Consider the following 12,135-nt stretch of genomic DNA (forward strand, 5'->3'; position numbering starts at 1 on the left):
CCTCCTGATTAAATGAGTCGCGTGGGATTCGAACCCACGGCCCCCTGCTTAAAAGGCAGGTGCTCTACCTCCTGAGCTAGCGACTCTATTGTTGAATAGTATATCAATTCGAAAATTCAAGTCAACAACAATGATTAAACTAATTTTAAATATTTCAGTCTAAAAACAAAAAGGAGGATTCAGTGAAATTATTGAAAATCGCATTGCTCGTACTGGCCGTGTTGACTCAAACAGCATACGGCAGGGACTTAGGGCGGGAAAAACAGCGGGAATTCCATGAAGAAAGAGAAAACCACCCGCCGCCGGATCGTGAAAACAACGATCGGCACGAATTTCGGTTCCGGTTGTTTGAAGAGCTCGATATGACCGATTCGCAGAAAGATGAAATAAAAGCGATGTTTGAAGAAAACAGGGAATTTAACCGCGGTGTCCGCGAACAGATGAGAGAAAAATTCGAAGAAATCAAGAACGCCATCGAAAACGGTATGTCTCAAAGCGAAGTTGAGGCGGCAATGGATGAGATAATGAACAGCGAAAGGCAAATAGCGCTGCAGCGCATCCGGCTGGCTTTTTCTCTCAGGCAGGTATTGACGGAGGAACAACTCGGAAAACTGCCGACGGATTTCCTTGCCAGAATGATACTCCCTCCTCCGCAGGGACAAAGAGACGAAAGAAACGAACACAGGTTCATGGACTGCCACTGAAATTGTTTGAAAAGAATGCGGCGTATTTTTAAAAAAATACGCCGCATATATTTTGTTTGAAAGAAATCAAAGTCCGTTGTTTTTTAAAAATCAAACTCGAGGTCGTATATTTTTTCGGGTGTTATCTCGATTTCGATAAAAGTGTCTGAATATCCTGTTTTTCGCAGGTAATTTGAGTTAAATACGTAATCTCTGAGAGCCGTGTCCAGTTTTTCAGGCATTTCGATCCTGAAAACGCGGCCGCCAGAGTCGATGTCGAAACGGATTTTTACCGATCCTGTTAATTCCGGATGTTCTTTTCTGACGTCGTCCAAGGTCGTCAGTTCAAAAAAACCTTCACCCGAAGCGGTTTCCTCGCAAGCGACGGAAGGTTGTGACGAACATTCGATTTCTTGAGTGAGACTCCTGTCCAAAGGGATCGCGTCTTCAGTTCCGTCCGAAGATAAACCTGCATTTTCGTCTATCTCGGAACATGCCCCCGCAACTTTTAGAGCCGACGCGGGAAAAAGAAAGTCTTGATCCTGATAGTCGGGCGTAGTTGATGACACTGTTCCGACCAAGTCAACACCGGATTCCTGAATTTCCGTGGAAATCCCCCCGTAAGCAGTTCGACTGATAAGGCAGTCTGCCGCGTAATATCCGGTTGAGTCTTTAGCGTTTCCCGTAATCGCTGTTTCATTCTCTTCGTCTGACTGATTCAAAGCAAATACGGAGCGATGGGTCGTCGCCTGTCTTTGCAGGTTTTCAGTTTCAACGGCAGTTTGAGTTTTTTTGTTTTGAATGTCCCTGTATGTGTTGACGAACATCAGTCTGAAAATGATGGCGAAAATAAGGACAAAACCCATAATGCCGACGGCGGACATTTCTCTTCTCGACATGAAGGAAAACAATTGCCCCCATTCAAAGCCCGGTTTTCTCGGCAATTGAGTCATGATTGCAGAGGACAGGGATTTAAAGTATGAGTCGGAAGGCATTATCTCGCTGTCGGCAACCTTGCCGATCTTAGTGTCTATGGATTTCATTTCTTCGTAATATTGCCGGCATTCGCCGCACATTTTGAGATGTTCGCGGACTATGTAGGAGTCCTCAATGTTCAGCTCTTTGTCTATGAAAGCGCCTATCATGTCAATTATTTTTTCGTGTTCCATCACGACCTCTTGGAAAATTTATCGAGAATCAGTTTTCTCGCTCTGTTAAGTCTAGACATTACTGTCCCAACCGGGACTGAAATTTTTTCTGAAATCTCGGTGTAGCTGAAACCTTCCGCTCTCAGCACTAAAACTTCCCTGTATTCGGGCGTCAGTTCGGACAGTATCTCTTTTATTCCGTCAAGTTCATCAATTTCTTTGAGAAAGTCCTTTTTTTCAGGGCGAGATCCGGGATTTTCGTATAATTCCTGAACGCGCGATTTACTCGTGATTTTTTTTCTGAGAAAATCTTTACTGAGGTTTATTGCTATTGTAGCGAGCCATGGATAGAAATCGTTCCCTCGCTTGAAAGAATTCAGGTTTTTGAAGCATCTGATGAAAGTGTCCTGCATTATGTCGTCCATGTCATCGCTGTCAATGTAATACTTCCTCTTGATCTGCGCGTACACTTTCTTTTGATATTTTTCGATGAGCAGTCCAAAACATTCCCTGTCCCCCTTCAAGACTTTATCAATTATCTCATCGTCCGCTTTTTCTTTATTTTCTATACCCGAAAACATCCTTTTTTATTCCACTTCTTTCGTTTTAAAAGTCGAGAAGATTATCCAGAGAACCGCGCCGACAGAAATTGCCGCGTCGGCGACGTTAAAAGCCCAAAATCTGTGACGTCCTATGCCTATGTCAATGAAGTCTATGACTCCTCCTGACCTCATAATTTTATCTGCAAGGTTACCCACCGCTCCGGCAAATACCATGAAGAGTCCGAGGTTTTTGAAAAAAGATGTATTTTTCTTTCCAAAAAGGCTGACGACGCCGTAAATTCCGACAAGCAGGGTCGCCAGTGAGGACGTCAAAGCGTGAAGCCATGAAGGCCCGAATCTCAATCCCATGGCTCCGAATGGATTTTCGACGTAAACTATGTTGAAATATGTTCCCAAGACGTGAATGGGATCAGGATTGCCGGCGAATCTGTTCTGTATCAATTGCTTGGTGAACTGGTCGGCGGCGAGTATTACCGCAAACATGGATAAAACTATGATTTTCTGTCTTGTGCTGTTAGTGATGTTGACCTCCTGAAAATTTTTAGCCGAATATTCTGTCTCCGGCGTCACCTAAACCCGGCAGTATGTATCCTTTGTTGTTGAGCTCTCTGTCGAGAGATACAGTGTAAATTCTCGCTTCAGGGTGCGATTTTTCCAGTTTTGCGATCCCTTCCGGAGCGCTGATTATTGTCAAAACGTCTATGACTTTCGGATTTCCTTTCAAAAGAGCCGAATAAGCGGCGATAATCGAACCTCCGGTCGCAAGCATAGGGTCGAGAAGAAAGACATGAATACCTCTCAAATCATCCGGAATACAGGTGTAGTATGTCACGGGTCTGAGTGTTTTCTCGTTTCTTTTTATTCCCACTGGATAGACATTGACTTCAGGAAGAAAGCCGAGGATGGGATTCACCATCCACATTCCGGCTCTCAAAATCGGTACAAGGGCGATTTTTGACTGTTCGATGAATTTGCCGACGGTCTGTTCCAAAGGTGTCCTGACGTGGGAGTTTCGAAGCTCGATATTTTTCGATGCTTCAATAAAAAGACAGGCGGTCATCCTCGAGATCGCCGATCTGAATCCGTTTTTGGAAGTGCCGGCGTTTCTTGCCACGCTTAAATCATTCCGGGCTAACGGGCAGTCGATTTCAATCAGCATTGTTCTCGAAATCGTTCAGTGTATTCAAAAGGACCTGAGCTTCGTTGTCTTCGGGATTCTCAATGAGCATTTTTGTCCAGATAGCTTTGGCTTTGTCTTTCTTGCCCATTTTCAGGTTTATGGAACCCAGAATTCTCAACGCGTCTCTGAAATTCGGGTCTTTTTTAAGAATCGCGAGCAGCTGTATTTCGGCGCTAGAAAAATCGCCGATGGCTATGTAAGCTTTCGATAGTTTGAGGCCGATGTCGAGGAAATCCGGAGCGATTTCAATTCCCTTTTTGTATTCATTTATCGCGCTGTCAAATGCCTCGACGTCGAAATACAAATCTCCCGTGTAGGCGTGTGCGTTTGCTATCCTCGATCCGGCGGCTCCGAAAAGGAATTTGCTGTTTTTTTCAATATCCTTGACCGCTTTGAAGTGCTCTATGGCTTCCTTGTCGTAACCGGCGTCCGAAAGAGTTATGGCTAAGTTTAAGCGCGGTTCCAAATATTTTGGATTCAGCTCTATAGATTTTTTGAAAAATTCTATGGCCTTTTCGTAGTTGCCTGTCAGAGCGTAAACGACACCGATTTCATGGTGCAGATCGGGATAATCCGGAGCCAGAGCGAGAGCGGTTTTAAGTTCTCTGAGAGCGTCCTCTCTTCTGCCGCGGCGGAGATAAGCCTTTCCCATTTCAATGTGAAGCAGTATGTCCGCCTGTTTGCTGCCGTTGGATTTTTCGTCACTCAATTGATCCCCCCTATCTTATGTAATAAAAGGCGAAGACTAATCCGGCGCATAAAATGCTGACGCCGGCAAATTCAAAAAAATTAACCCTTGAAAAACCACTTCTAATGTCGAGACTGGCCAAAGCAATATCCGTTTCGCTCAAAGAGGCCACGTCGACGGATCCTTTTCTTTCAGATTCATGGAAACCTGCCAAATCGCCGTTTTTGAAAAGCAAAAGAATCATCTTCAATTTCCATTGAGCTCTTTCAGGTGTGAAAAGAGTTGCGTTCTGAAGTTCCCAGGACAAGTCCAGTTTTTCAGCGGACACGAACACTGTCTCTTCGGCAAAAACTGATCCCTGGCGTGATTCGTTCGAGTAAAGATTAATTGCTCTCGCTGCGAGAGTGTCGTTTTCGGATTGAGTGAGAGGTGAGTAATACGAAGACGATAATTCGGGAATTGGATTGCTTTCAAAGAAAGACAGGTAAATCTCTTTAACTATTATGTGCCTTTCGTAATTAGTCAGTGTCATAATAACCCAGAAAAATAAAATCATACCTCTCCTCTTGCCCTTATAAATATAAGAGCCATTAAAAGATTTAATTAAATCATTGGCCGCAAGTCAAGATATAATAAAACTGGATTTAGCGGCGGATTTGTCTTTAAATTAATTTTTACGGTGACTCAGGTACAGGATAAAAATCAAAAACAAGAAAATCTATGAACAAGAAAGTAAAAATATTTTTGATGACTGCAATGGTTGTGTCGGTTTCACTGTCGAGATTTTTTTGGCTGGGAGACATGGAAGTTCAGCCCTGGGATGAAGCAATGTATGCTTCGAGGGCCAAAAGCGTCGTGATGCATGGGAGCTGGCTCGATCAGACCGAGCATTCTGTAAACGGCTTGTATTCTTCTTCTCATCCTCCTCTGTATATATGGCTTTCAGCCCTCGTCATGAAATTTTCCGGATTTACGCCGTTCGCCGCGCGATTTTGGTCGGCTGTAGCCGGTGCAATTTCCGTTTTGATGTTTTTTAGTATTATTGACAACAAACTCGCGGGTTTTTTTTCGGCGATGATTCTCGGAACCAACGCGTTTTACTTTTCGTATTCCAGGCAGGGACAGCTCGACGTATTTTGCGCCTTCTGGATTTGTGCCGGACTCCTGACTTTTATTCGGTACGACAAAGGGAAAGGATTTCTGTATTTGTTGCTGGCGGGAATTTGTTTCGGCTTTTCCCTGATGAGTAAAATCCTCGTGGGGATGTTTTTACCGGCGACTGTTTTTATATTTTTACTTGTTCAGGTTCTGTCCAGGCGGAAAACCATCGGTGCGGCTTTTCGCGAAATGTCAATATTGTCGGCAATCGGAGCCCTGATCGCTCTTCCCTGGCACCTTTACATGATTGTTCTTTACGGGCACGCTTTTTTGGATAATTTCATCGTTTTCCATCTGGTAAAAAGGACTTTGGAGGGTGTTGAGTCCAACATTCAGAGGCTCGGCGTCCTTTTTTACGTAAATCAGCTGGCCGTGATGATGCCTGTTTCGCTCGCGGTGCTGGTTTCGCGTTTTTTTAAAATTATCAGGGACAAAAGGTCGGAGGTCGTCATATTTTTCATTCTTTTCGCCGTCACTTTCACTGTTTTCAGTTTGTCGAAGACCCAGCTGAGAACCTATTCGATCAATTTCATTCCGGCAGTTTCCGTTCTGACCGGATTTTATTTGTCCGACCTGGCGAGGAATAAGGAAAAGTTCCTCTTTACCGCTCTTCTGTCGGCTGTATTTCTCATTTGGTCCGCTTACCCTTTTTTGAGGTCCGCTTTCAAATCTGACCCCGGCGGTCTTCTGATGCCGCTTTTCGTTTTGACTGCGCTGTCTTTCGTATTTGTCTATTTGAATAAAAAATCCAAAAAAGTGCTCGCGTCCCTGTGTTTGTTTTTTCTCGCCTGCTTGAGCGGAATATTCTCCGAGACCAGACTCTTTTATTCAAGTCAAATTGACCGTTTTGCACACAAGTTTTATTCGGAAGGATTCACATCGCTTGTCTATGTTGACGACACCGTTCACTTGACCAATCCGCAGATAACGTATTATTTTAATTCGATTGACAGAACCGCGGATACTGGCAGACAGTTTGTAAGAATTTACAGGAAACCTTTGGATTCTGGTCTCGTAACAGACCTGACGGGCAAAACCCTGATAGTAGTGAATTCGTGGCACGAAAATCCGGAGGTTATTAAAATAGAGAGTTTTTTGAAAAAGAAACTGAACCCGAGGATGATAGGCGCAAACGAATTCTATAGAATTTATGAATCAGAATGAGAAAACAATTAAGGGGTTGAAACTCGACGGCGGATTTGAGTTGAAAATCCGGGAAGCATTTTCAAAAATTTCCCTTGAAAATAAACTCTGGGTCGCGTGCAGCGGAGGGGGAGATTCAATTGCGCTGGCATACCTTTCCGATTATATTGCCGGAGAAAGACTGAAAGGACTTGTCTATTTCGATCACGGGCAGAGAGATAAGGAACAATTGGCAGAGGAGTCGTTGCTGGTCGAATCCGTCAGCAGATCCCTCGGCGTCGTATTTGTTCGGGGAGAGATTATAAATGCCGTTTCGGGCATGTCGGAGGAGCTGCTGCGGAAAAAAAGGTACGAGTATTTTGACGAATTTGCCCTAAAAAACAAAGCGATGATATTGCTCGGTCACAACCTGGACGACCGTATTGAGACTTTTATGTTCAATCTTATGAGGGGAACCGGGACGAACGGACTTCTATCCATCAAGCAAAGTCGAAGCAGTTATTTCAGACCCCTTCTTTCGCTTACCAGATCGGAAATAAGGAAATTCCTCGATGAAAATTCTATCGAGCACAAAGACGACCCTTCCAATCTGTCTTTGAATTTCAAGAGAAACAGGATCAGAAAAACTTTGATGCCGCTTTTCGGAGATATTTCCGGCAGAAATTACAGGATTTTCTTCGAGAGGCTTTTTTTCTCTCTCGAACTCGATTTCGAAGCCCTCGAATCACACGATGAACGTCTTTTAAATGAAGTTGCCTGGCTGGGGCCGACAGGTTATACTATAAAACTTGAAGCGTTTAACCGGATACCGGATCATTCTAAAAGGAGAATCCTTAGAAAAGCTGCATTTAGATCGGGACATAATTCATTGAGCAGCCGTCAAACGGAAAGACTTTTGCTTTTGAGCGGAGGCCGCGCCGGGTCTAAAGTTTTCTGCAGCGGACTCAGAGCCTTCAGAAGAAAAGGAATGCTAATCATATTAAACAAACAGGTAACGGAATGGAAATAAAAGAAGTAATTCTTGGTGAAAAAGAAATAGAGCTTGCAGTCAGGAATCTTGCAAGAGAACTGAACAACGTTTATAAAGACGACGATAAAGTCGTTCTTGTTGCCATACTTAAAGGTTCCGTTGTTTTCGCCTCCGATCTCATGCGTAAACTCTCATTTTCAGTAGAACTCGATTTCATCGCCGCTTCTTCGTATGGATCTTCGACGCAGACGAGCGGAGTCGTCAGAATAACAAGAGACCTCGATACTTCGATAGCCGGAAGAAACGTTCTTCTGGTCGAGGACATTGTCGACACCGGCCTGACTATTTCATACATAAAAAAACTTCTCGATTCGAGAAATCCGAAAACGCTGAGAATTTGCGCTTTTTTAGATAAACCTTCGAGAAGAAAAACCGATCTGACAATTGACTACACCGGCGTCAAGATCCCTGATAAATTCGTCGTCGGATACGGTCTTGACTGGAACGAAAAATACCGCAATCTGCCGCGCGTGGCGGTAATAGGCTGATCTGAATTAAATGACCGCAGGAGGGGAAGCTAAAATTGCCTGACAACAGAAAATTTTCATTTTTAAAAGGTTTACTGTTCTGGATAGCCATAATCATACTCGGATTGGTTATTTCAGAGATTTGGGGCATGAAAAGGGAAAAAAGAGGGAGCGTCGATTTTTCTTACTTTTACGGCCTTTTGAAAGAAGGAAAAGTGAAATCCCTCGTAGTCGTCGAACAGGACATAGAAGGAGAACTTACAGAACCTGTGAGGCTCGATCCCGAAGAAGACGAGTTCAAGCTTTTCAAGACAAGAATCCCTTATCCCGACCCCGATTTGATAAGAGAGATACTTCAGGACAGTACAGTAGTCGTTTCCTCCAAAAATCCTTCCACTTTCTGGCAGTACATTCTGCCGTGGATACCGATTGTAGTGATTTTTGTCGCCTGGATTTTTATATGGCGATACATGATGGACAATCAGGGTTCGGGCAAAGCGTTTTCATTCGCCAAATCGAGAGCGAAAAGATTTATAGCCACCAAAAACAAGGTGACTTTCAAAGACGTCGCGGGCGGAGATGAAGCCAAGGAAGAACTCAGGGAAGTCATTGTTTTTTTAAAAGATCCGAAAAAATTTACAAGGCTTGGCGCAAAAGTGCCAAAGGGAGTTCTTCTGATCGGTGCACCGGGGACAGGAAAAACGCTTCTCGCCAGGGCAGTTGCCGGAGAAGCTGACGTTCCTTTTTTTTCAATCACCGGCTCGGATTTTGTTGAGATTTTCGTCGGTGTAGGCGCGAGCAGGGTTCGTGATCTTTTCAGGAATGCCAAGGAAAACACACCTTGCATAATTTTTATTGACGAAATAGACGCCGTGGGTAGACACAGAGGAAATTCCCTCTCAGGAGCTCACGAGGAGAGGGAGCAGACCCTGAACGCTTTGTTGTCTGAGATGGACGGATTCGAACAGAATCAGGGTATCATAGTCGTTGCGGCCACCAACCGTCCAGAAATACTCGACGCAGCGCTTCTCAGACCCGGCAGATTTGACAGGAGAGTCATAGTCGACGTTCCTGATGTAATCGGAAGAAAAGGGATTCTCGAAGTGCACACGAAAAATCTACCGCTCGCTCCCGGCGTGGATCTGGGAATTCTTGCCAAGCAAACTCCGGGATTCGTCGGAGCGGATCTCGCGAACATGGCCAACGAAGCAGCTCTTCAGGCGGCAAAGAAAAATAAAGATTATCTCGAGATGTCGGATTTCGAATGGGCCAAAGACAAGATATTGATGGGTGTCGAAAGAAAATCCCTGTTGATCAGCGAGAAAGAGAAAATTATCACCGCCAATCACGAAGCCGGACACGCAATAGTTGCGAAATTTCTGGAAGAATCCGATCCTATACACAAGGTTTCAATAATTCCCAGAGGAAGAGCTCTCGGTGTCACTCAGTCCCTTCCCATAGACGATAAGCGGATTTACAGAAAAACTTATATCGAAGGTATGCTGTGTCAGCTTCTCGGAGGAAGAGCCGCGGAAATGCTCGTTTTTGGAGAGCCGACGACGGGTGCTTCAAACGACCTTGAAAAGGCGTCGCAGATAGCAAGGACAGTGGTCACCGAGTGGGGAATGAGCGATAAGATAGGACCGATCAATTTCGGCAGAAACGACGAAAGATTTTCAATAGGCGGAAAGGAATTTTCCCAGGGAAAAGAATATTCCGAGGCCACCGCCGTAGTCATAGACGAAGAAGTGAAGAAAATATTGGATTCCTCATACGATAAGGCCGCCGCGATACTGCGTGACAATTTTGACGTATTTGAAAAGACAGTTAAAAAACTTCTTGAAAAAGAGGTGGTAACGGGCGCTGAAATAGATGAAATAATAGTCGAATGCGGCAAAACCCCTTTGAACAAAGAAACAGAATGAAAGTCCAGATCTGCTCGTTGGAAGACCGGAGAGACGTTTACAAAGTTTTTGAAAGGATTGGCGTCGATCCGGAGGCGTGGGAGATCATGTGGAAAAAATCTGCGACCCTGTGCCTTCTTGTCGACGACCTCTCCATGGCGGGAGGGAATGTGCTTAAACAGACAGCTCTTTCGTCGGGAGCCGAAGCCGCAGTGTCCGGCGGAATAATCAACGGAACATCTCCGAGGACAAAAGTACTCCTCATGGGGACAAGGTCTCAGCTTTCATTGGTGGCGTCGAAGATAAAGATCCAGCAGTTCCACCTGAGCGAACTTTCGGATATTATGGAAAATATTTTGTTGAAAAACGAGGCGCACGGATCACCTGTATGGAAAATGAGAGACAAGGAGATAAAACTCGACAGACCGAGGATAATCGGAATAATCAACGTCACGCCGGACAGTTTCTACCAAGATTCGAGAAATTACGACCCTCAAAGCGCCGTAGATCTCGCTATGAAAATGGCTGAACAGGGCGCGGACATGCTCGACATAGGAGGAGAATCCTCTAGACCCGGCAGTTCTCCTCTTGACCTTGAAGAGGAAGCGAAAAGAGTTTTACCCGTGATCAGAAAAGTGAGAGAGAAGACTTTTTTGCCCGTTTCAATAGACACGGTGAACCCGACGACTGCTGAGACGGCCCTCGGGGAAGGTTGTGACGTGATCAACGACATTTCGGGATTCGAAAACCCGAAAATGACGGATGCTGCCGTAAAATACAATTCCGGAGCCGTAATCATGCACAAGAAAGGCCAACCTTCGGAAATGCAGAAAAACCCTCATTACGACGACGTTTTTGAGGAAGTGAGGGACTTTTTGAAAAAAAGAGTTGAAGTCGCCGAATCTTCAGGAGTGCGACATGAAAACATAGTCTGTGATCCTGGAATTGGTTTCGGCAAGACAGCTGCACACAATCTTGCATTGCTGAGGAGATTAGCGGATATGAAAGCCTATCTGGACAAGCCTGTTTACATAGGTCTGTCCAGAAAATCTCTTGTAGGCGCTCTCGGCGGGGGCCAGACTCCTGCCGAAAGGCTTTACGGCTCTTTATCTCTTTCAACTCTCGCTCTGACAGAGGGAGTAATGCTTTTCAGGACTCACGACGTGCTCGAAACAAAAAAAGCCCTCGATACAGCCTTCGAAGCGCTCAGGAACGGCAGATGGGTTTAGTACAGTTCATTACTCTCGACGTGATAGATATTTTTCTTGTATCCCTGATAATTTACTTCATGCTTCTTTTTTTCCGGGGCACAAAAGCGATTTCGATGCTGACAGGACTCATCATTGTTTTTCTTTTGGGCTTTTTGGCCAACATACTTCAACTCAGGGCTTTGTCGTGGCTTCTGAAAGGTCTTGAAACGGTATGGCTGATAGCATTTGTGATTGTTTTTCAGCCGGAAATCAGATCCATACTCTCTTCGATTGGGAAAAAACAGTATTTCAATTTCCTGAGAAGAGAGCGCGAAGAACAGGACGAGATAAAGAATATTGACGAAATAGTGGAAGCCTGTCAGTGGCTTTCCGATCAATATACGGGTGCTCTGATAGTGATTGAGAGAATGATAGGGCTGAAACATCTTCTCAGGGAGGACGGAGTGAGTCTCGACGCTACGGTTTCGAGTTATCTTCTCGAGACTATATTTTCAAAAGGGTCTCCTCTTCACGACGGAGCCGTGATAATAAAGAATTCGAAGATTATTGCCGCAAAGACGAGGCTCCCCTGGACAAACAGATATCTGGGGAAAGAAACCAGCCAGCTCGGCATGCGACACAGGGCGGCAATGGGTATAGCTGAAGAAACAGACGCCATAAGTATTGTGGTTTCCGAACAGACGGGCGATATATCTATAGCTATAGGTAAAAGACTTATAAGGAAAATCGACGCGGACACCTTGAAAGTCAATCTCACACAGAACCTTGTCGAACCTCAGAAGAGCAAAAGAAGATGGATGGATGAAATTAAAAGCGTGATGGAAAAAATCAAATGAACATAATCTTTTTTGTCAAACAAGGAGAATTTGCGCTATGAGCAGGATCCGAACAGCGATGTTTGCGGCAGTGACTTTAATAAGCGGGATAGTATATTACTACACGATGTCGCCGACAGTGGCG

13 protein-coding genes and 1 tRNA gene are annotated in these 12,135 nt (G+C 44.8%); 7 read left to right on the forward strand and 7 right to left on the reverse strand.

The genetic code is table 11. From position 1 onward, the window contains the following. Window positions 1-13: 13 nt before the first annotated feature. Window positions 14-86 (reverse strand) — tRNA-Lys (locus JXL83_10240). Window positions 87-182: 96 nt separating this feature from the next. Here JXL83_10240 and JXL83_10245 point away from each other — a divergent pair. Beyond that, window positions 183-704 (forward strand): Spy/CpxP family protein refolding chaperone, encoded by a 522-nt coding sequence (locus JXL83_10245; GenBank protein ID MBN2364495.1) that lies wholly within the window; start codon window positions 183-185, stop codon window positions 702-704. Window positions 705-787: 83 nt separating this feature from the next. Here JXL83_10245 and JXL83_10250 read toward each other — a convergent pair whose 3' ends face one another. The 6 genes from JXL83_10250 to JXL83_10275 are packed head-to-tail and all read right to left on the reverse strand — an operon-like array spanning window position 788 to window position 4,818. Next, entirely contained in the window at window positions 788-1,852 is a 1,065-nt protein-coding gene (locus JXL83_10250; GenBank protein ID MBN2364496.1) for a zf-HC2 domain-containing protein, read from the reverse strand. Next, window positions 1,852-2,412: a sigma-70 family RNA polymerase sigma factor gene (locus JXL83_10255; GenBank protein MBN2364497.1), complete on the reverse strand. Its 561-nt coding sequence runs from the start codon at window positions 2,410-2,412 to the stop codon at window positions 1,852-1,854. The genes JXL83_10250 and JXL83_10255 overlap by 1 nt, the downstream gene beginning before the upstream one ends. A 6-nt stretch (window positions 2,413-2,418) precedes the next feature. Continuing rightward, window positions 2,419-2,964, reverse strand: coding sequence for a signal peptidase II (locus JXL83_10260; protein ID MBN2364498.1), 546 nt, complete (start codon window positions 2,962-2,964; stop codon window positions 2,419-2,421). Continuing rightward, window positions 2,936-3,553, reverse strand: a complete 618-nt coding sequence (upp, locus tag JXL83_10265; GenBank protein ID MBN2364499.1) for a uracil phosphoribosyltransferase — start codon at window positions 3,551-3,553, stop codon at window positions 2,936-2,938. Before upp ends, JXL83_10260 begins: the two co-directional genes overlap by 29 nt. Then, window positions 3,543-4,283, reverse strand: coding sequence for a tetratricopeptide repeat protein (locus JXL83_10270; GenBank protein ID MBN2364500.1), 741 nt, complete (start codon window positions 4,281-4,283; stop codon window positions 3,543-3,545). Before JXL83_10270 ends, upp begins: the two co-directional genes overlap by 11 nt. Window positions 4,284-4,293: 10 nt before the next feature. Then, window positions 4,294-4,818, reverse strand: a complete 525-nt coding sequence (locus JXL83_10275; protein MBN2364501.1) for a hypothetical protein — start codon at window positions 4,816-4,818, stop codon at window positions 4,294-4,296. A gap of 164 nt (window positions 4,819-4,982) precedes the next feature. Here JXL83_10275 and JXL83_10280 point away from each other — a divergent pair, with 164 nt between their 5' ends. The 6 genes from JXL83_10280 (at window position 4,983) to cdaA (ending at window position 12,011) form a co-directional block, all read left to right on the forward strand. After that, on the forward strand, window positions 4,983-6,584 hold the full coding sequence (locus tag JXL83_10280; protein ID MBN2364502.1) for a glycosyltransferase family 39 protein: 1,602 nt from the start codon (window positions 4,983-4,985) through the stop codon (window positions 6,582-6,584). After that, a complete protein-coding gene (gene tilS, locus JXL83_10285; protein ID MBN2364503.1) occupies window positions 6,571-7,572 on the forward strand; it encodes a tRNA lysidine(34) synthetase TilS in 1,002 nt (333 codons plus the stop codon). The genes JXL83_10280 and tilS overlap by 14 nt, the downstream gene beginning before the upstream one ends. Further along, the gene (gene hpt, locus JXL83_10290; protein MBN2364504.1) at window positions 7,563-8,081 is read left to right on the forward strand and encodes a hypoxanthine phosphoribosyltransferase; all 519 of its coding nucleotides are present in this window, start codon (window positions 7,563-7,565) and stop codon (window positions 8,079-8,081) included. Before tilS ends, hpt begins: the two co-directional genes overlap by 10 nt. Window positions 8,082-8,209: 128 nt before the next feature. Continuing rightward, window positions 8,210-9,985 (forward strand): ATP-dependent zinc metalloprotease FtsH, encoded by a 1,776-nt coding sequence (ftsH, locus tag JXL83_10295; protein ID MBN2364505.1) that lies wholly within the window; start codon window positions 8,210-8,212, stop codon window positions 9,983-9,985. Next, window positions 9,982-11,193, forward strand: a complete 1,212-nt coding sequence (gene folP / locus JXL83_10300) for a dihydropteroate synthase (protein MBN2364506.1) — start codon at window positions 9,982-9,984, stop codon at window positions 11,191-11,193. Before ftsH ends, folP begins: the two co-directional genes overlap by 4 nt. After that, on the forward strand, window positions 11,184-12,011 hold the full coding sequence (gene cdaA, locus JXL83_10305) for a diadenylate cyclase CdaA (GenBank protein ID MBN2364507.1): 828 nt from the start codon (window positions 11,184-11,186) through the stop codon (window positions 12,009-12,011). Before folP ends, cdaA begins: the two co-directional genes overlap by 10 nt. The last annotated feature ends 124 nt before the right edge of the window (window positions 12,012-12,135 follow it).

It is taken from the genome of candidate division WOR-3 bacterium (assembly GCA_016934535.1).
Taxonomy (GTDB): Bacteria; SDB-A; SDB-A; order SDB-A; family SDB-A; genus JAFGIG01.

Bases quoted from the DNA above. Each gene is read 5' to 3' on its own strand.
- tilS (MBN2364503.1), top strand. From the start codon at position 6,571: ATGAATCAGAATGAGAAAACAATTAAGGGGTTGAAACTCGACGGCGGA.
- folP (MBN2364506.1), top strand. From the start codon at position 9,982: ATGAAAGTCCAGATCTGCTCGTTGGAAGACCGGAGAGACGTTTACAAA.
- cdaA (MBN2364507.1), top strand. From the start codon at position 11,184: ATGGGTTTAGTACAGTTCATTACTCTCGACGTGATAGATATTTTTCTT.
- JXL83_10250 (MBN2364496.1), bottom strand. From the start codon at position 1,852: ATGGAACACGAAAAAATAATTGACATGATAGGCGCTTTCATAGACAAA.
- hpt (MBN2364504.1), top strand. From the start codon at position 7,563: ATGGAAATAAAAGAAGTAATTCTTGGTGAAAAAGAAATAGAGCTTGCA.
- JXL83_10275 (MBN2364501.1), bottom strand. From the start codon at position 4,818: ATGATTTTATTTTTCTGGGTTATTATGACACTGACTAATTACGAAAGG.
- JXL83_10255 (MBN2364497.1), bottom strand. From the start codon at position 2,412: ATGTTTTCGGGTATAGAAAATAAAGAAAAAGCGGACGATGAGATAATT.
- ftsH (MBN2364505.1), top strand. From the start codon at position 8,210: ATGAAAAGGGAAAAAAGAGGGAGCGTCGATTTTTCTTACTTTTACGGC.
- JXL83_10280 (MBN2364502.1), top strand. From the start codon at position 4,983: ATGAACAAGAAAGTAAAAATATTTTTGATGACTGCAATGGTTGTGTCG.
- upp (MBN2364499.1), bottom strand. From the start codon at position 3,553: ATGCTGATTGAAATCGACTGCCCGTTAGCCCGGAATGATTTAAGCGTG.